14 protein-coding genes are annotated in these 19,375 nt (G+C 67.7%); 5 read left to right on the top strand and 9 right to left on the bottom strand.

Features of this window, described 5'->3' with window-relative positions; all coding sequences use genetic code 11:
* Positions 1-21: 21 nt before the first annotated feature.
* The 4 genes from fdhF to apbC all read right to left on the bottom strand — a co-directional run bounded on the left by fdhF (position 22) and on the right by apbC (position 7,098).
* On the bottom strand, positions 22-2,922 hold the full coding sequence (fdhF, locus tag ACTPOI_RS26495; RefSeq protein ID WP_440114811.1) for a formate dehydrogenase subunit alpha: 2,901 nt from the start codon (positions 2,920-2,922) through the stop codon (positions 22-24).
* Positions 2,919-4,826, bottom strand: a complete 1,908-nt coding sequence (locus ACTPOI_RS26490) for an NAD(P)H-dependent oxidoreductase subunit E (protein ID WP_440114808.1) — start codon at positions 4,824-4,826, stop codon at positions 2,919-2,921. The genes fdhF and ACTPOI_RS26490 overlap by 4 nt, the downstream gene beginning before the upstream one ends.
* 189 nt (positions 4,827-5,015) lie before the next feature.
* Complete coding sequence (locus ACTPOI_RS26485) at positions 5,016-5,972, bottom strand: LysR substrate-binding domain-containing protein (protein WP_440114805.1); 957 nt, start codon at positions 5,970-5,972, stop codon at positions 5,016-5,018.
* A gap of 34 nt (positions 5,973-6,006) precedes the next feature.
* Complete coding sequence (gene apbC, locus ACTPOI_RS26480; RefSeq protein ID WP_094291281.1) at positions 6,007-7,098, bottom strand: iron-sulfur cluster carrier protein ApbC; 1,092 nt, start codon at positions 7,096-7,098, stop codon at positions 6,007-6,009.
* A 121-nt stretch (positions 7,099-7,219) separates the two neighbouring features.
* On the opposite strand from apbC, the gene ACTPOI_RS26475 reads away from it, so the two are divergent.
* Together ACTPOI_RS26475 and ACTPOI_RS26470 are read left to right on the top strand one after the other, a co-directional pair.
* A complete protein-coding gene (locus ACTPOI_RS26475) occupies positions 7,220-7,789 on the top strand; it encodes a restriction endonuclease (protein WP_440114801.1) in 570 nt (189 codons plus the stop codon).
* Between the two features lie 105 nt (positions 7,790-7,894).
* Positions 7,895-9,175 (top strand): patatin-like phospholipase family protein, encoded by a 1,281-nt coding sequence (locus ACTPOI_RS26470; protein WP_440114798.1) that lies wholly within the window; start codon positions 7,895-7,897, stop codon positions 9,173-9,175.
* Between the two features lie 3 nt (positions 9,176-9,178).
* Here ACTPOI_RS26470 and ACTPOI_RS26465 read toward each other — a convergent pair whose 3' ends face one another.
* Positions 9,179-10,297 (bottom strand): SMP-30/gluconolactonase/LRE family protein, encoded by a 1,119-nt coding sequence (locus ACTPOI_RS26465; protein WP_440114795.1) that lies wholly within the window; start codon positions 10,295-10,297, stop codon positions 9,179-9,181.
* Between the two features lie 174 nt (positions 10,298-10,471).
* Here ACTPOI_RS26465 and metG point away from each other — a divergent pair, with 174 nt between their 5' ends.
* A complete protein-coding gene (gene metG / locus ACTPOI_RS26460; protein WP_440114792.1) occupies positions 10,472-12,562 on the top strand; it encodes a methionine--tRNA ligase in 2,091 nt (696 codons plus the stop codon).
* A gap of 153 nt (positions 12,563-12,715) precedes the next feature.
* Here the strand turns inward: metG and ACTPOI_RS26455 are convergent, their stop codons facing one another.
* From ACTPOI_RS26455 to ACTPOI_RS26445, 3 genes are all read right to left on the bottom strand, one after another.
* Positions 12,716-13,348 carry a DUF2306 domain-containing protein gene (locus tag ACTPOI_RS26455; protein WP_440114789.1) on the bottom strand — a complete coding sequence of 211 codons (633 nt, stop codon included), beginning with the start codon at positions 13,346-13,348 and terminating at the stop codon, positions 12,716-12,718.
* Positions 13,349-13,444: 96 nt separating this feature from the next.
* Positions 13,445-14,923, bottom strand: a complete 1,479-nt coding sequence (locus tag ACTPOI_RS26450) for a sensor histidine kinase (protein ID WP_440114786.1) — start codon at positions 14,921-14,923, stop codon at positions 13,445-13,447.
* Positions 14,920-15,579 (bottom strand): response regulator, encoded by a 660-nt coding sequence (locus ACTPOI_RS26445; RefSeq protein ID WP_094291285.1) that lies wholly within the window; start codon positions 15,577-15,579, stop codon positions 14,920-14,922. Before ACTPOI_RS26445 ends, ACTPOI_RS26450 begins: the two co-directional genes overlap by 4 nt.
* 276 nt (positions 15,580-15,855) lie before the next feature.
* Here ACTPOI_RS26445 and ACTPOI_RS26440 point away from each other — a divergent pair, with 276 nt between their 5' ends.
* Positions 15,856-16,656, top strand: coding sequence for a MipA/OmpV family protein (locus tag ACTPOI_RS26440; protein WP_440114781.1), 801 nt, complete (start codon positions 15,856-15,858; stop codon positions 16,654-16,656).
* A gap of 52 nt (positions 16,657-16,708) precedes the next feature.
* Here ACTPOI_RS26440 and ACTPOI_RS26435 read toward each other — a convergent pair whose 3' ends face one another.
* Positions 16,709-17,356 (bottom strand): YitT family protein, encoded by a 648-nt coding sequence (locus ACTPOI_RS26435; protein WP_094291287.1) that lies wholly within the window; start codon positions 17,354-17,356, stop codon positions 16,709-16,711.
* A gap of 330 nt (positions 17,357-17,686) precedes the next feature.
* Here ACTPOI_RS26435 and ACTPOI_RS26430 point away from each other — a divergent pair, with 330 nt between their 5' ends.
* The gene (locus ACTPOI_RS26430; protein ID WP_440114777.1) at positions 17,687-19,348 is read left to right on the top strand and encodes a SulP family inorganic anion transporter; all 1,662 of its coding nucleotides are present in this window, start codon (positions 17,687-17,689) and stop codon (positions 19,346-19,348) included.
* Positions 19,349-19,375: the final 27 nt, after the last annotated feature.

Here is a 19,375-nt window from a genome sequence, read left to right as displayed (position 1 = left end):
GTAAAGCCCCCTTGCGCACCGTCAGCTTGCAGCCCCTTCCAGCACTTCGACTGCCACCGCGCAGTACTTGAACTCCGGGATCTTGCCAAACGGGTCCAGCGCCGCATTGGTCAGCAAATTGGCCGCTGCCTCCACGTACGCAAAGGGCATGAACACCGTGCCGCGCGGCGTGCCGTCGTCGCGCCGCACGCGCACCTGCAGCATGCCGCGCCGCGAGCGGATGCCCACCAGCGCGCCCGGCTCCACCCCCAGCCGTGCCAGCTCGTCGCCATGCAGCGACGCAGTGGCCATGGGTTCGATGGCGTCCAGCACGGTGCTGCGCCGCGTCATGCTGCCGGTGTGCCAATGCTCCAGCTGGCGGCCGGTGATGAGCACCAGGGGGTAGTCGGCGTCGGGCTTTTCGGCCGCCGGGATCACGCTGACGGGCACGAGCTTGAGGCGCCCCGTGGGCGTTGGGAACTGCTGCGTGAACACGATGGGCTGGCCCGGGTCATCGGGCGTGAGACAGGGGTAGGTCACGCTGGAGTCGCGCTCCAGCCGGTCCCAGGTGATGCCCTCGATGCTGGCGTGCATGGCCTGGCGCATCTCGTCGTACACGGCGGCTACGCCGGATTCTTCACCCTCGTAGTTCCAATCCAGCCCCATCCGTCGAGCAAGTTGCTGAATGATCCACAGGTCCGGCCGCGCATCGCCCGGCGGGTTCAAGGCGCGGCGGCCCATCTGCACCATGCGGTCGGTGTTGCTGGCGGTGCCGGTCTTCTCCGGCCAGGCACTGGCGGGCAGCACCACGTCGGCCAGCCAGGCGGTTTCGGTCAAAAAGATGTCCTGCACCACCAGGTGCGAGAGGCTGGCCAGCGCGTGGCGCGCGTGGTTCAGGTCAGGGTCGCTCATGGCCGGGTTCTCGCCCATGATGTACATGCCGCGCACCTTGTGCGGGTCGCTGTCCGACGCCAGGGCCTTGTGCATGATCTCCACCACGGTGTAGCCCGGCGCTTCATCGAGCTTTGTGCCCCAGAAGTCCTCAAACCACGCATGTGCCCCAGCGTTGTCCACGCGCTGGTAGTTGGGGAACATCATGGGGATCAGGCCCGCGTCGCTCGCTCCCTGCACATTGTTCTGCCCGCGCAGCGGGTGCAGGCCCGAGCCGGGCTTGCCGATCTGGCCCGTGACGGCGCACAGGGCGATCAGGCAGCGCGCATTGTCGGTGCCATGCACGTGCTGGCTCACGCCCATGCCCCAGAGGATCATCGAGGACTTGGCCGTGGCAAACGCGCGCGCCACTTCGCGCAGCGTCTCGGCCGGGATCCCGCACACGGGCGCCATGGCCTCGGGGCTGCAGCCCATCACGTTGGCCTTGAGGGCCTCGAAGTTGTTGGCGCGATCCTGGATGAAGGCCTCATCCACCAAGCCCTCGTCGATCACCGTGTGGATGAGCGCATTGAGCAGGGCCACATCGGTATCGGCCTTGAACTGCAGCGTGCGCCACGCATGCCGGCCGATGTCGGTCACGCGCGGGTCGGCCAGCACGATCTTGGCGCCGCGCTGGGCCGCGTTCTTCATCCAGGTGGCAGCCACGGGGTGGTTGGCTGTGGGGTTGGATCCGATCACGAAGATCAGCTCGGCATGCTCCACATCGTTCACCGGGTTGCTCACCGCGCCCGAGCCCACGCCTTCGAGCAGCGCCGCCACGCTGGACGCATGGCAAAGCCGCGTGCAGTGGTCCACGTTGTTGCTGCCAAAACCGGTGCGCACCAGCTTCTGGAACAGGTAGGCCTCTTCGTTGCTGCCCTTGGCCGAGCCGAAGCCAGCGAGCGCCTTGGGGCCGTGCGTGTCGCGCAGGGTCTTGAGCCGGCCTGCGGCCAGGTCCAGCGCCTCGTCCCAGGTCGCTTCGCGGAACGTGCCCTGCCAGTCGGCACCGTAGGGGCGCACCTCCTTGGGCACGCCGGGCTTGCGGATGAGCGGCACCGTCAGGCGGTCGGGGTGGTGGGCGTAGTCGAAACCAAAGCGCCCCTTCACGCACAGGCGGCCATGGTTGGCGGGACCATCGCGGCCCTCGACGCTGATGATCTTTTCATCCCGCACGTTGTAGGTGATGAGGCAACCCACGCCGCAGAAAGGGCAGACCGAATCGACCTTGCGGTCCACCGCTTGCGAGCCGATGTGCGTCTTGGGGCTGAGTGCGCCCGTGGGGCAGGCCTGCACACATTCGCCGCAGGCCACGCAAGTGCTCTCGGCCATGGGGTCGTCGAGGTCGAAGACGATCTTGCTGTCCGCCCCGCGCAGCGCGTAGCCGATCACATCGTTGACCTGCTCCTCGCGGCAGGCACGCACACAGCGGTTGCACTGGATGCAGGCGTCCAGGTTGACGGCCATGGCCGGGTGGCTCAGGTCGGGCGCGGGCTGCTCGCGGCGCAGGGCCTGGAGCGCGGGGCGCACGGCCACGCCCAGGCGGTCCGCCCAGGCGCTCAGCTCGCCGTGCTGGCCTATCGTTTCTGGATTTTTTGAGTCAAATTGTCCGCTAGCGCTTGATAGATAAGCGCCATAAGCTATCAATTTAGGAGTAATTTCCTTTTGATCGTTCCACCGGTATCCCACGTCCGGCATGTCGGACAGCAGCATCTCCACCACCATCTGTTGGCTCTTGCGGGCGCGCGGGCTGGCCGCCTGCACCTTCATGCCTTCAGTCGGCGCGCGGCAGCAGCTGGGGGCCAGCGTGCGTTCGCCCGCGATCTCAACCACGCAGGCGCGGCAGTTGCCGTCGGGACGCAGGCCGTCGCTATAGCAAAGGTGCGGAATCTCCACGCCGTGGCGCTGCGCGGCCTTCAGGATGGTTTCGCCGGGATGGGCTGTCACGGGCTGGCCGTCCAGCTCGAAGGCCACGGCGGGCTGCGCCGCAGCAGTAGGTGTCAACACGGCGCTCATGGCTTCAACCCTCCGGGCAATTGCTCGGTCAGCGGACTGTTGCGCGGCTTGGGCAAATCGCCCGGCCACGGCGCTTCACCCACCTCGTGCGCAAAGTATTTGTGGATGCAGCGGATGGGGTTGGGCGCCGCCTGGCCCAGGCCGCAGATGGAGGCATCGCCCATGACCTGCGCGAGGTCGTCAAGCAACTCTTCGTCCCACTGCGGAGCTTCCATCAGCGTGGCCGCCTTGGCCGTGCCCACACGGCAGGGCGTGCACTGGCCGCAGCTTTCATGTTCAAAAAACCGCATCACATTCAGCGCCGCATCGCGCGCGCGGTCGTGCTGGCTGAGCACAATGACGGCGGCCGAGCCGATGAAGCAGCCGTAGGGCTGCAGCGTGTCGAAGTCGAGCGGAATGTGGTTAAGACTGGCGGGCAGGATGCCGCCCGATGCACCGCCGGGCAGGTAGGCATAAAGCTGGTGCCCGTCCAGCAAACCGCCGCAGTATTCGTCGATGAGTTCCTGCACCGTGATGCCGGCCGGGGCGAGCTTCACGCCCGGGTGCTTCACGCGGCCGCTCACGCTGAAAGACCGCAGCCCCTTGCGGCCATGGCGGCCGAAGCTGGCAAACCACTGTGGCCCGCGCTCGACGATGTCGCGCACCCAGTACAGGGTTTCAAAGTTGTGCTCCAGCGTGGGCCGGCCGAACAGGCCGACCTGCGCGATGTAGGGCGGGCGCATGCGGGGTTCGCCGCGTTTGCCTTCGATGCTCTCGATCATGGCCGACTCTTCGCCGCAGATATAGGCGCCCGCACCGCGCCGCAGCTCGATGTGCGGCAGGTGGCAGGGCGGCTCGGCGCGCAGGTCGTCCAGGGCCTTTTGCAGCAGCGCGCGGCAGCCGTGGTACTCGTCGCGCAAATAGATATAGATGGCTTCGGTGCCCACGACCTGGGCGGCGATGAGCACGCCTTCCAGAAAACGGTGCGGGTCGCGTTCGAGGTAAGTGCGGTCCTTGAAGGTGCCGGGCTCACCTTCGTCGATGTTGACGGCCATCAGGCGTGGTGCGAGCTGATCCCGCACGATGCGCCACTTGCGCCCCGCCGGGAAGCCCGCGCCGCCCAGGCCGCGCAGGCCCGAGTCCTCCATGGCCGCGAGCACGGCCTCGGCATCCATCTCGCCATTCACCAGCGCAGCGGCCGTCTGGTAGCCGCCGTGGGCGCGGTAGGTGGCCAGGTCGGTGTGGGCGGGGCTGACCTCGCCGGGTGACAGGGGAATGCTCTTCTCCGCCAGCGCCGCAACATCAAAATTGATAGCTGTCAGCGCTTGTGGGTGGAACGCAAGAGCCCTTTTTGGGTTGGATTCCACCACCTCCAGCACGGTATCGACCGTGGCGTGCGGCACCGGGCACTGGTGCACCACGGCCACGGGCGCCTGCTCGCAGCGGCCCACGCAAGGCACAGCCAACACCTGCACATCGCCCTGACCGGCCGCGCGCAGGCGTTCGGGCAACGCGGCCAGCAGCTCGCGCGCGCCCGCCAGGCTGCAGCTCAGGCTGTCGCACACCCGCAGCACCAGGCGCGGTGCCTGGGCGTCTTCGCCACGCACGATGTCGAAGTGGTGGTAGAAGCTCGCCACCTCGTACACCTCGGCCATCGGCAGGTTCATCTGCTTGGCGAGAGCCACCAGGTGCCGGTCGTGCAGCACGCCAAAGTGGTCGTTCAGGCGGTGCAGGTATTCGATGAGCAGGTCGCGCCGAAAACCGGTGGCCGGGCGCGGGCCCAGCAACTGCGCCACTTCGGCCATGGCGGCATCTTCAGGCTGGCGGCCTTTGAGGCGGCTTTTGCGGCGGATACGCTCGCGCATGTCGTTGACCGACACGGCGGCGACAACGGTTGCGGGGTGGGCTTCGGGGGCAAGGTGCATGGACCGGGGGCGTGGGGGCGTTGTTTTGTATGAAGACGCCTGCATAGGCCAGGCGCGCCGCCGCAGTGTCGGCCAGGGGCGCGTGCGGCGTCAAATTGCCGATGCACATGGGTCGATAACAAAAACAAATGAAACGGCCGCTTTTGCAACGGCCCATGAATCAACCACCGCAACCCGTGCGGTCAGCGCTCAATCGGCGACCAGAAGCCCACTGTGTGCTGCGGCGTGCTGGAGCCAGTCGGGGTCCTGCGCCAGTGCCAGCGCCGCATCGAGGGCGCGGGTGGGCTGTACCTGGCGGTGCGACATGAAGCCAATCGGCGTGGTCAGCACCGGCCCCGTCAACGGCAGCGCCTCCAGCCCCTCATGGCCGCGCACGGCATCGACCAGCGCGCCGGGCAACACGCTGCACACGTTGCCTGCCACCACGCTCAGCGCCAGGGTCAGCACCGAATCGGTTTCCATGGCGGGCATCACCTTGGCGCCTGCGCTGCGAAAGGCACCATCCACCAGGCTGCGGTTATGCATCTCGGGGGTCAGCAGGCACAACGGCAGCACCGCCGCATCCGCCCAGGCCATGGGCGGGCCGATCTGCAGCCCGCGCGCTGCGCCCTTGGGCGGGCGCGGTGCGCGGCGCAGCAGAAAATAGTGCTCCACATACTGCGGCCAGGCCCGCAGCGGCCCGCCGCGTGCGGGCATGCGCTCGGTGTAGCCCAGCGCCAGGTCGAGCGCAATGTTCTCCAGCCCTGCCTCCAGCGCCTGCGAGCTCATCGACAGCGCCACCGGCACGATGCCCGGGTGCCGCGCCTGCAGCTGCGCCGCAAACCGCGCCAGGATGGGCATGGCGGTGGGCACCGCGCCCAGGCGCAGCGTGCCGCGCGGGTGGGCGGCGTCGCTGATCAGGTCCTGCTGCAGCACCTGGTGCTCGTGCAGCATGCGCTGGGCCGTGGCCAGCACGCGCTCGCCCTCGGGCGTGAAGCCCTCGAAGCTGCGCCCCCGGCGCACCACCACCACGCCAAACTCCTTTTCCAGCGCGCGCAGCGCGTTGGACAGCGCTGGCTGCGTGATGTGGCAGGCCTGCGCCGCCCGGCCAAAGTGCCGGTGCTCGTGCAGCGCCACCAGATAGCGCAGGGACGCGAGCAGGTTCATGGCGCGTGGGGGCGGCTCAGGCGGCTCGGGAAGATCAGGTGTTCTTGCTGATCGAGATGGTGGGGAACTTGCTGGAGAAGTCCTTGGCCTGCTGGGCGATCTTCACCGCCACATCGCGCGCCACCTTCTTGTAGATGGCGGCGACCTCACCATCCGGGTCGGCCACCACGGTGGGCTTGCCGCTGTCGGCCTGCAGGCGGATGCTCATGTTCAACGGCAGCGCGCCCAGGTAGTCCATGCCGTAGTCGGCGGCCATCTTCTTGCCGCCATCGGCGCCAAAGATGTGCTCCACATGGCCGCAGTTGCTGCAGACGTGGGCGGCCATGTTCTCGACGATGCCCAGGATGGGAACACCCACCTTTTCGAACATCTTGATGCCCTTCTTGGCGTCCAGCAGGGCAATGTCCTGCGGGGTGGTGACGATGACGGCGCCGGTCATGGGCACGCGCTGGCTCAGCGTGAGCTGGATGTCGCCGGTGCCGGGCGGCATGTCGATGATGAGGTAGTCCAGGTCTTTCCAGTTGGTCTGGCGCAGCAGCTGCTCCAGCGCCTGGGTGGCCATGGGGCCGCGCCAGATCATGGCTTCGTCCTGGTCCACCAGGAACCCGATGGACATCACCTGCACGCCGTAGTTCTCCAGCGGCTCCATGGTCTTGCCGTCTTCGCTTTCGGGGCGGCGGTTGATGCCCAGCATCATGGGCTGGCTGGGGCCGTAGATGTCGGCGTCCAGCACGCCCACGCTGGCGCCTTCGGCCGCCAGGGCCAGGGCCAGGTTGGCGGCCGTGGTGCTCTTGCCCACCCCGCCCTTGCCAGACGCCACGGCGATGATGTTCTTGACCTGGGGCAGCAGCTGCACGCCGCGCTGCACGGCATGGGCGATGACCTTGGTGGTGATGTTGACGGACACGTTGTCCACCCCCGCCACCCCCTTGGCAGCGGCCACCAGGCTGCGGCGCAGCTCGGGCACCAGGCTCTTGGCGGGATAGCCCAGTTCCACGTCGAAGGCCACGTCGCCACCGGTGATCTGCACATTGCGCAGGGCGCGGGTGCTGACAAAATCCTTGCCTGTGTGGGGGTCCAGCACGCTGGAGAGAGCGGCCAATAGGCCCTGTTCGGTGACTGCCATTCAATTAACTCCTGTGGGGCCGGTAGTCTATTCCCAAGCTCCCGCCCCCTGGCGCTGAAGGACAATGCGCACCGCATTGCATCGTCGCACTCTCCCAAAAAGGCCTCCCGTGAAATTCAAGATGTCCGAAAACTCCCTGTTTGCCGTGCTGCTGCGCTCGCCGTGGTGGATCAGCTTTGTGGTGGTGGGTCTCATCACGCTGGCGGCCGGGGCGTTTTTACCCAAGGAATACTTTGTGGTGGGCGCGCTGGCGGGTTTCCCCATCTTTGTGGTGGGCTGCATGGCGGCCTGGAAGCAATTGCGCGCCCCCAACCCCGCCAAGGTGGCCGAAATGCTCGACGCCGTGGCCAGCATGCCCTGGCGCAGCTTTGCCGACACCCTGGCCACCGCCTGGGAGCGCGCGGGTTACACCGTGGAGCGCCTGGGCACGGGCGGCAACAACGCCGCCGACATGCGCCTGACCCTGGGCGGCAAGACCACCCTGGTCAGCGCCAAACGCTGGAAGGCCGCGACCCACGGCGTGGAGCCCCTGCGCGAGCTGCAGGCGGCCATGGTGGCGGCCGACGCCTCGGCGGGTGTGTATGTGGCGGCGCTGGGGCAGGTGAGCGACAACGCCCGCATCTACGCCCGCGACCACGGCATCGTGGTGCTGCAGGGTGATGCGGTGGCGCAGCTGCTGCTCAAGGGCTGAGCGGCTGGGAAGGTGTTGCTCCATGCGGGTTTTCCCACATGAAACGCGTGAGGTGCCCCTCCACACTCAGGGCATCGGCCCGCATCCCGCTTCATTCCAGTCTTCATGCCCCCTTCTTCGGACACCCCGGGCGCAGCGCCCTCCATCCCCGCCACCGGCCTGCTGCTGACCGGCGGCGGCGCCCGCGCTGCCTACCAGGTGGGGGTGCTGGAGGCGATTGCCGACCTGCGCCTGGCCTGCGGCGAAGGCGATGGCCCCAACCCCTTTCCCATCATCACCGGCACCTCGGCCGGGGCCATCAATGCCGCCGCGCTGGCCTGCGGGGCTGACCACTTTGACCGCGCCGTGCGCCGCATCGCGCGCGTGTGGCGGCAGTTCCATGCCAGCCAGGTGTATGGCGCCGATTCGCTGAGCGTGATGCGCAGCGGTGCGCGCTGGCTCACGCTGGTATCGCTGGGCTGGGCGCTGGCGCGCTGGCGGCGCATGCGGCCCAAGTCGCTGCTGGACAACACACCGCTGGAGAAGCTGCTGGTCAAGATGGTGCCGCTGGTGCGCCTGCCCCGGCTGATCCGCAAGGGCCACCTCACCGCCCTGGCCGTGACGGCGTCCAGCTACAGCTCGGGCGAGCACGTCACCTTTTTCGAAGCCGCCACGCCCGTCAAACCCTGGGTGCGCTCGCAGCGCAAGGCGGCCAGCGACCGCATCACGCACGAGCACCTGCTCGCGTCCTCGGCCATCCCGTTCATCTTTCCGGCCAAGGGCATCGAGGTCGATGACCACATCGAATACTTTGGCGACGGCTCCATGCGCCAGTCAGCGCCCATCGCTCCAGCCATCCACCTGGGAGCCGAGCGCATCCTGGTGATCGGTGCGGGCCGCATGCACGAGCCCAAGGGCGACGCCGCCGCCAACCCCACAGCCACCTACCCCACGCTGGCGCAGATCGCCGGGCATGCGCTGTCCAACATCTTTCTGGATGCGCTGGCGGTGGACGTGGAGCGCGTGCAGCGCATCAACCAGACCCTGTCCCTCATCCCCGAAGAAAAGCGCCTGCACAGCGCGCTGCGCCCCATCGAGCTGCTGGTGATCGCCCCGTCACAGCGCCTGGACGCCGTGGCCGCACGCCATGTGGGCGACCTGCCCGGCCCCGTGCGCACCATGCTGGGCGCCCTGGGCGTCACATCCAACATGGCCGATGTGCGCGGCGCGGCGCTGGCCAGCTACCTGCTGTTCGAATCCGGCTACACGCAGGAGCTGATGGCCTTGGGCCGGGCCGACACCCTGGCCATGCGGGCCGAGGTGTGCAAGTTCTTTGGCTGGACGGACACCGGCGCCGAAGTGAAGACAAGGCACCACGGAGAGCCGCCGGAGGCGCCCCGGGATTGAGCCCTAAGGCTTGTTGGGCAACCAGCCCAGGCCATGCGCGTGCAGGCTCTGCACATACAGCCGGTCGGCGGTCTCGGTGATGGCCGTGGTCTCGGGGTAGGCACCGCTCGGGTCCTGCAGGTCGGCCACCACCTTGCCATCGTCAGTGAACGCGATCACATGGCCGTAGGGCTGGGGAATGGGCCACAGCGCACGCGGCAGGCGCAGGGTCAGGCTGCGCAGCCAGGGCTTGCCTGCCATGTTGTCGATGGCCGCCCCGCGCGGCTTGGCAAAACCCAGCCACACCTTGCCGCCCTGCCCGCGCATCAGGTTGTCGGGGTAGCCGGGCAGGTTGTCCAGCAGCACGTGGGCCTGGGAGCCTGGCTGGCCGATGTCGAGGTCATTCGCGTCCACCGCAATCTTCCACACCCGGTATTTGCCGGTTTCGTTGACGAACAGGTGCTTTTCGTCCTGGCTCAGCGCAACGCCGTTGGCAAAGCTGATGCCCCGGGCCACCACGCGGGTGCTGCGGGTGGCGGGGTCGTATTCGATCACGCGGCCGGTGCTGGCCTGCTCCAGGATGTCGAGCACGCTCGCTTCAAACGTGCCGCCCCAGTCCTTGGGCGCAAAACGGGTGGAGGCGTCGCTCAGGTACATCTTGCCGTTCTCGGCCACCACCACGGCGTCGGCGTAGCGGATGGGGTCGCCGCCCACCTTGTCGGCCAGCACAGTAACCTTGCCATCCGGCGCGATGGACAGCAGGCCCTTGATGGCATCGGCAGCGATCAGGTTGCCCGCTGCGTCAAAGTCAAAGCCCAGCACCCGCCCGCCCGTGTTGGCAAACACCTCCTGGCCCGAGCCGTCCGGGTTCATGCGCAGGATGTTGCCGCTGAGCACGGTGGTGTAGAGCTTGCCGTCCTTGCCGAATGCAATGTGCTCCGGACCCACCTCGCCTTTCAGGTCGATGATGTTCAGCCGGGCCAGGCGCTGGTTGGGGGTGTGCACGCCCTGGTAGCCGGGCGCGGCAGGCGCAGTCCATGCCACTGGCTGAATGGGCACGGGCCATGCCGCCAGGTATGCGGCCACCGCCACCACGGCGCCGCCCACACCCCACCCCACCCGTTTTGCCCATGTGCTCGCCATGTGTTGTCTCCTGTTGATGGTTGGAATGCGGGGCATTGTGGCGCCATCAGGGGCCAACACGCACGCCCAGATTGGCACCTGCGCGACCTGGAGAGGCCTGCACAGCGCACGCCACGGCCAGGGATACTGCCGACCGCCTAAAATCGCGGGTTCCGCCTGAGAAAGCCGCTTTTCATGACGTCATCCGCTCGCAAACTCTTCGTTACCACCGCCCTGCCGTACGCCAACGGCAACTTCCACATCGGCCACATCATGGAATACATCCAGGCCGACATCTGGGTGCGGTTCCAGCGCATGCAGGGCAACGCGGTGAATTTTGTGGGTGCCGACGACACCCACGGCGCGCCCATCATGATTGCCGCCGAAAAGGCAGGGAAAACGCCCCAGCAGTTCGTGGCCGACATCGCAGCGGGCCGCAAGCAGTACCTGGACGGCTTTCACATCAGCTTTGACAACTGGCACAGCACCGACGCGCCAGAAAACCACGAGCTGGCCCGCCAGATCTACCGCGACCTGCGCGACCGCGCCGACGGCAGCCTGATCGAAGTGCGCACCATCGAGCAGTTCTTCGACCCCGAGAAGAACATGTTCCTGCCCGACCGCTACATCAAGGGCGAATGCCCCAAGTGCCACGCCAAGGACCAGTACGGCGACAACTGCGAGGTGTGCGGCACCGTGTACGCGCCCACGGACCTGATCAACCCCTTCTCGGCCCTGAGCGGCGCCAAGCCAGAGCTGAAACACTCCGAGCATTTCTTCTTCAAGCTCTCGGACCCGCGCTGCGTGGAGTTTCTGGAGAACTGGACCCAAGACGGCAAGCTGCAGCCCGAGGTGGCCAACAAGATCAAGGAGTGGTTCACCGTCCGCACCAACCCCGACGGCACCACTAGCGAAGGCCTGGGCGACTGGGACATCAGCCGCGACGCGCCCTACTTCGGCATCGAGATCCCCGACGCGCCGGGCAAATACTTCTACGTGTGGCTCGATGCGCCTGTGGGCTACCTGGCATCGCTGAAGAACCTGCTGGAAAAGCGCGGCGAAAGCTACGACGCCTACATGGCCGACCCGGCGATGGAGCAGTACCACTTCATCGGCAAGGACATCGTCACCTTCCACACGCTGTTCTGGCCCGCCATGCTGCACTTCAGCGGCCGCAAGACGCCCAACAACGTCTTCGTGCACGGCTTCCTCACGGTGAACAACGGCGAGAAGATGAGCAAGAGCCGGGGCACGGGCCTGGACCCGCTCAAGTACCTGAGCCTGAACATGAACGCCGAATGGCTGCGCTACTACCTGGCGGCCAAGCTGAGCGCGCGCAACGAAGACATCGACTTCAATGCCGAAGACTTCATGCTGCGGGTGAACAGCGATTTGATTGGCAAATACGTGAACATTGCCAGCCGCGCGGCGGGGTTCTTGACCAAGCGCTTTGAGGGCAAGCTGACCAGCCACTTTGGTGCCACAGGCACAGCCCTGCTGGCCGAGGTGCGCGGCGCCAGCGACGCCATCGCGCAGATGTACGAAACCCGCGAGTACAGCAAGGCCACGCGCGAGATCATGCTGCTGGCCGACAAGGTCAACGCCTATGTGGACCAGAACAAGCCCTGGGACCTGGCCAAGGACGCGGCCAACAACGAGGCCCTGCACCAGGTGTGCTCGGTGCTGGTCAACGCCTTTGCCACGCTCACCCGCTACCTGGCCCCGGTGCTACCGGGCCTGGCCCAGGCCGTGCAAGGCTTTGTGGGGGTGAACATGCAGCAGTGGAACGCGGTGGGCGACGTGCAGGCCATCCAGCCCTACCAGCACCTGATGCAGCGCGTGACGCCCGAGCAGCTTGAGGCATTGTTTGAGCCCCCTGCGCCCGCTGCACAAGCCCAAACAGCTACAGAAACCGTAGCAGCACCTGGCGGCGAAGAGCTGGCCCCCACCATCACCATCGACGACTTCACCAAGATCGACCTGCGCATCGCACTGATCGTGAACTGCGAGCCGGTCGAAGGCTCCACCAAACTGCTGCGCCTGACGCTGGACGTGGGCGAAGGCCGCACGCGCAATGTCTTCTCAGGTATCGCCAGCGCCTATAAGCCCGCAGACCTGGTGGGTAAGCACACCGTGATGGTGGCCAACCTGGCGCCGCGCAAGATGAAGTTTGGCGTCTCCGAAGGCATGGTGCTGGCCGCCAGCCATGGGGACGAAAAAGCCAACCCCGGCATCTACGTGCTCAACCCCTGGCCGGGCGCCACCCCAGGCATGCGGGTGCGCTAAGAGCGGCTAACAAAACGCTTCTGGCGTCGTTGCAGCGTCTTGTCGTACTACTCGTACTGCCTGCGGCGCCGCACCTAGCCAGAACCGCTTCGCTGAGTTTTGTGAGCCGCTCTAAACCCCGGGGGCCACGCGCCCCCAGCGCACCGGGTTTCTTCAAGCCGCGCCCAGCGGCGACAGCCGGGCCTGCGGCCCGGACCGCCGCAGGTACCACTCGGCCACCAGCAGGTTGGGCACCCAGCACAGCCAGGCGATGAAGGGGTAGGACACCTCGATGTCCACCCCCGCCGCAGCCCCCAGACCCAGGTAAATGCGCAGCGTGATGGCGGCCGCCGTGAGGGCGTAGCTGCGCAGCATCCAGCGCCGGTGCTCAGGAAACCGCCGCTGCAGCGCGCAGGCCACGCCCCAGCCAGTGGCCACGACCCATGCCAGGCCCAGCGCAAAAAAGCCAACGGCAGCCACCACACCCGTCATCGCATTCGCGGCCAAGGGCAGCGATGACAACCAGGCCACGGCAATCGCCAGCACATAGGCCCGGCCTGTCCACCGGTGGGCTGCCGGATACCGCTGACGCAGCGCCACCAGCAACTGCAACGGCCCCAGCATCAGCGCCAGCGACGCACTGACCGCATGCACGATGAAGGCATGGCGCGACAGCTGCAGGCTGGGCAGCTCGGACGGAAACGGCATGCCGGGCAACGCATACCGCAGCGAGACCAGGCCCACGGCCAGGGCCGACAGCGAGAGCAGGCCCCAGGCCAGGCTTGCAAGGGGATGGCGTGTTTTCATACAAAGAACTTTCTCAAGAGGATGGACATGCATCCACTCTAGGAAGCGTGACTCAGCCTGGCGTTAGCCCTGCCTTAGCGCGGAGTTAGCGCCGAGTCAGCGCCGAGTCAGCGCCGAACTGGCGGCGAATGAGGCAGTGGGCGCCAGATGCACGCGCGCCACCAGGCCACTGACCCCATCGCTGCGTGCCAGCAGCTCCACCCTCAGGCCCTGGCGCAGCGCCGCCGCCCGGGTGATGGCCAGGCCCAGCCCGCTGCCATCGGCCGGGGTGCCGGGCACGCGGAAGAAGCGGTCGAACACACGCTCCAGCAAGTCCGGGGGAATGCCCGGCCCCGTGTCCACCACATCCACCACCACGCTTCCTTCTCCGGGGCTTCCGGCGTGCCCCGCATCCAGCCGGTGCAGGCGCACTTCGACCGAGCCGCCTTCGGGCGTGTAGCGCAGCGCGTTGTCCAGCAGGTTGTCGAACACGCTGCGCAGGTCCACGGCCGAGGCCTGCAGCACCACCTGCTCGGTGCCGTCAAAACCCACCTCGATGTTCCGCTGGTCCGCCAGCGGCATCCACTGGCCCACGCTGTCGCGCAGCACGGCGGTGATGTCCACCGGGGCAGGCGGCTGCGCCGACGCTGGGGCCTCCTGCCGCGACAGGCGCAGCAGCTGGCCCACCAGGTGCTGTGCGCGCCGCATGCCGGCATCCAGCTGGGCAAACTGCTGCTGCGCTTCGCCCGGCGGCACCCAGGGGCGCAGGTTTTCCATCTGCAGGGCCATGGCAGCCATGGGGGTGCGCAGCTCGTGGGCCGCGTCCTGCACAAAGCGGCGTTGGGCGGCAAAGGCCTCGCCCAGCCGCGCGAGCAGTGCGTTGAACGAGGCCACCAGCGGCACGATCTCCTCTGGCACCCGGCCTGCCGGGCCGAGGGGGATAGCGCCCAGGCTGCGGTCGTCGCGCCGGGCCACCTCTTGCGCCACCACCCACAGCGAACGCGACGCACGCCCCACCACCCACCACAGAGTGAACAGCAGCGCGGGCACCAGAAGGGCCAGCGGCAGCAGCACATACAGGGTGCGCCCCCACACCTCCTCCTGCAGGAACTGCTCGCTTTGCAGCACCTGCACCCGCTGCTGGCCGGGCGCTGCCGGGGGCGCCGTGTACACCCGCCAGCCCTGCTCCCATCCCGCCCCCTGCTGCACCAGCCGGTGGCCCGGCGCGGCCTGCAAGGGCACGGCGGCGCGCGGGCTGGCACTGGAGGTGGCCAGCAGCTGGCCATCGGCCGACCACACCTGCACCACAAACGCGCCCCACTGGAAAACGCTTTCATCGCTCAGCACCGGCAGGGGCGGCGGCCCGTCGCCCCGGCCGCCGGGCACGTGGTAGCGCGCCAGCACCTCCATCTGGGTCTGCATGAAGGTGTGCAGCACCAGGCCATAGCTGGCGTAGAACGCCCAGCCCGCCACCACCGCGCCCACCACCACCCAGGGCGCCAGCCACGCCAGCAGCTGCCCACGCAACGAGCGGAAGTGGTACCAGCGGCTGGGCGCACCGGTGCTTGTGCGGCCGGTCTCGATGGCGGCCTTCATGCCGCCGCCACCCGCCAACCCAGGCCGCGCACATTGCGAATGGCATCGGGCCCCAGCTTGCGGCGCATGCCGTGGATGAGCACGTCCACCGCGTTGCTGCTCACCTCCTCGCCCCAGCCGTAGATGCGGTTTTCGAGCTGCTCGCGCGAGAGGATCGCGCCGGGGCGCTCCAGCAGCGCCTGCAGCAGCGCAAACTCGCGCGCGGTAAGGGCTTCGCGCGCACCGCCGCGCAGCACCTCGCGCGTAGCCAGGTCCAGCTGCACCACGCCATTGCCCACGATGGACTGGGCCACACCGCTGCGCCTGCGCACCACGGCACGCATGCGGGCCAGCAGTTCGCCCACCTCGAAGGGTTTGAGCAGGTAGTCGTCGGCGCCCAGGTCCAGCCCCTGGATGCGGTCGTCCAGCCCGTCGCGGGCGGTGAGCACCAGCACCGGCGTGAGGTCGCCGCGCGCACGGGCGCGGCGCAGCACCTCGGTGCCGTCCAGCCCGGGCAGGCCCAGGTCCAGCAACACGCAGCGGTAGTCGCCATCGGCCAGTGCGCTGTGTGCCAGGGCGCCGTCGCGCACCCAGTCCACCGACCAGCCCGCGCCCTTGAGCGCATGCACAAGGCTGCGCCCGATCATGTCGTCGTCTTCCACCAGCAGTGCGCGCAACAGGTTCTCCTCTGATCAATACGCCGCATGAGTCCACGGGCCCGGGCGGAGCCTAGCGCGCCATTCTTAGCGCCAGATGAGCGCCGCATGAAGACCCCAAGCCCCCGGCCCCGGGGCGCTAACTCTGGGCTAAGTCGGGCTTCCTACAGTCGCCCCGCCAGCCAGCCGACCCGCTGGCCGACCTTCCAGCGCAGTGCCGCCGCACGCTACCACCCCGGCGGCGGGGTGTCCACGCTGGCAAGCCCTGTACCCACCCGCTTCACACCCTTCTGAACCATGACACATCTCCCCGACACCTTGTCTTGCGCCCCCCGCCGCCTGGCGGCCGTGGCCGCCCTGCTGACGCTGGCAGCGGCACCCGCCAGCCTGTGGGCGCAGCAGCCCCAGCCCCAGCAGCAAGCCCAGGAGCCCGCCTGGGGCCTGGGCCTGGCCGTGAGCGCCGACCGCAAGCCCTACCGCAGCTTTGACCACAAGGTGCAGCCCCTGCCCCTGGTCACCTACGAAAACCGCTGGATCAGCATCATGGGCCCGGGCGTGGACTTCAAGCTGCCCTCGGCGGGCCCCCTGGACTTGCGGCTGCGCTCCCGCTTTGGCTTCGAGGGCTACGAGGCCAAGGACTCGCCCCACCTGGCGGGCATGGCCGAGCGCAAGGGCAGCCTGTGGCTGGGCGCCGCCGCCACCTGGCACACCGGGGTGGTGGACCTGTCGGCCGAGCTGCTGGCCGACGCCTCGGGCCACAGCAAGGGCCACCAGCTCACGCTGCAGGCCGAGCGCCGCTTCCAGGCAGGCGCCTTCGACATCACCCCGCGCCTGGCCCTACAGCGCCAGGACCGCAAGGCCGTGGACTACTACTACGGCGTGGAGAAACACGAGGCCCGACCGGGCCGCCCCGCCTACGCAGGCAGCGCGGCCGTGAACCTGCAGGCGGGCGTGCGCGTGGGCTACACCCTGGCGCCCCGGCAGTGGATGTTTGTGGATGTGAGCAGCACCCGGCTGGGCAGCGCCATCAAGAACAGTCCGCTGGTGGAGCGGTCCAGCCAGCCTGCGGTGACGGCGGGGTTTTTGTACCGGTTCTGAGCCTGGTTCGCCACCGGTCCGTGCGGGGCACGGCTGGGCATGGCCGGGCCCGTCAATGCCCCACGTACCGCCCCGGGCGGTGGCTGATCCACAAGAACCCGCTCATCACCAGCACCGCCAGCACCGAATACGCCACCCGCTCCACCGGCACCACAAACAGCGCCAGCAGCACCACGGTGCCGTCGATCAGCATCTGCACCTTGCCCGCGCGCATGCCGTAGCGGGCCTGCAGGTACAGCGAGACCACGGTGGCGCCGCCCAGGCTGGAGCGGTGGCGCGCCAGAAACAGGCAGCCCGTGCCCAGCAGCAACCCGCCCAGCAAGGACGCGAACAGCGGGTTGAGGTAGTCCACATGCATCACGTGCGGGAACAATTCGGTGAGCAGCGACAGCAGTGCCACACACACAAAGGTCTTGAGGGTGAACTCGCGGCCCATGCGCGTCCAGGCGAACCAGTAGAACGGCAGGTTGACGACAAAGAACAACTTGCCGAACGAGATGCCGGTGACGTAATGCAGCAGAAACGCCACGCCCGCCGTGCCGCCCACCAGCAGCCCCGCCTGGTTGAACAGCATGAGCGCCATGGCCACAAACAGCGTGCCGGCAAACAGGGCCTGAGCGTCTTCGAACGCGCCGTGGCGCAGGGTGGCCGCCTGCGCGGCGGCGTCCACGGCGGAGCCTGGGGTGGGGGTGTCGGGCATGGGTAATTCAACCATCGTCGGCTGGCACAGAAAGCCTGTGCGCTGAAAAAAAGTGCATGGCAGCAGGTAGGCCGGGGTCAGCAAGCAACATGCCAAGCCCCGGCATGGCTACACCGGCGTGCAGGCCCGTGGCTCGTTCGGAGTTCAAAACTTTCAAGCTTTTTTGGCCCTCTGCGCCTGATAGCATTGCCTTTATAGCTATCAAATATATAGCATAAATCCACTAAAGAGGATCCGCGGCGCGGCAGCGCGGCATGCAAGCTGCTTGGCGCCTGGGGGTTGGCTCCCTACACTGAAACCCGTCGCCCCGCCCCGAAAGCACCCGCCACCATGTCGCTGAGCTTCGCCTTCCACCCCCGCCTTATCGATGCGCTGCGCGGCTACGACAAAAGCCGCTGGCTGGCCGATGTGGGGGCGGGGGTCACGGTGGGCATCGTGGCGCTGCCGCTGGCCATGGCGTTTGCGATTGCCAGCGGGCTCAAGCCCGAGGCCGGGCTGTGGACGGCGATCATCGCGGGCTTTCTGATCTCGGCGCTGGGCGGTACCAATGTGCAGATTGGCGGGCCGGCGGGCGCGTTCATCGTGATCGTGTACGGCATCGTCGAGCGCTACGGCGTGGCCAACCTGCTGATCTCCACCGCCTGCGCGGGCGTGCTGCTGGTGCTGCTGGGCCTGTTCCGGCTGGGCACGCTGGTGCGCTTTGTGCCGGTGAGCATCGTGATCGGATTCACCAACGGCATTGCGGTGCTGATTGCGCTGTCGCAGGTGAAGGACTGGCTGGGCCTGTCGATCGAGCGCATGCCGGGCAATTTTTTCTCGCAGGTGGGCACATTGGCGCAGCACCTGGGCAGCTTCAACCCGTATGCCTTCGGGCTGGGCGCGGCCTGCGTGGCCGGTTTGTTCCTCTGGCCCAAGCTCACGATGAAGGAATCGCCCGTGATGCGGGTGCTGGAGCAGCACACGGTGCGCAGCTTTGCGCGCGTGCCTGCGCCCGTGGTCGCCCTGGTCACGCTGAGCCTGCTGGCCTGGGCGCTCCAGCTGCCGGTGGAGACCATCGGCTCGCGCTTTGGCGGCATCCCGCAGGCGCTGCCGGTGTTTGCGCTGCCCGATTTTTCGTGGGAGACGGTGCGCCTGCTGGTCACGCCCACGCTCACCATTGCGCTCTTGGGCGCCATCGAGTCGCTGCTGTGCGCGCGTGTGGCCGACCAACTGGCCACCGACCCGCACCACAAGAAGCACGACCCCAACCAGGAGCTGGTGGCCCAGGGCCTGGCCAATATCGTGGTGCCATTTTTTGGCGGCATGCCGGCCACGGGCACCATCGCGCGCACGGTGACCAACATCCGCTCGGGCGCCACCTCGCCGATTGCGGGCATGGTGCATGCGCTCACGCTGGCCGTGATCGTGCTGTTGGCCGCGCCGCTGGCGCTGCACATTCCGCTGGCAGTGCTGGCGGGCATCCTGCTGTTTGTGGCCTGGAACATGGGCGAATGGCACGAATTTGTGCGCCTCAAGCACTTCAGCAACCACTACCGGCTGCTGATGCTGGGCACGTTTTTCCTTACCGTGGTGTTCGACCTCACGGTGGCGGTGGAAGTGGGCCTGTTCATGGCCTGCGCGCTGTTTGTGCGGCGCATGAGCGCGCTGTTCCGCGTGGAGCGGCAGCCCGACCCGGACACCGCCGCAACCCCCCGGCACCCGGCCGCCACCTGGCGCCTGCACGGCGCGCTGTTCTTTGGCGCCGCCGCCAAGCTGGACACCATCATCCAGGCCGTGGAGGCGGGCCCGCCCGGCCTGGACGTGGTGCTGGACGCGAGCGAACTGGTGGCGCTGGACACCACCGGGCTCGATGCGCTGGCCCAGCTGCTCAAGGCCGTGGCGGCGCGCGGCGGGCGCCTGCGCATCGAGCACCTGCACGAGCAGCCACGTTCACTCATTGAGCGATCAGGCTTTGGCGCGCGGCTGGCGGCGCAGGACGATCTGGCCGTTTAAGCTGCGCTGATGGAGAAGATCGCAGGC

It is taken from the genome of Acidovorax sp. BL-A-41-H1, assembly GCF_051942715.1.
This window is presented reverse-complemented; position numbering and strand designations above follow the sequence as displayed.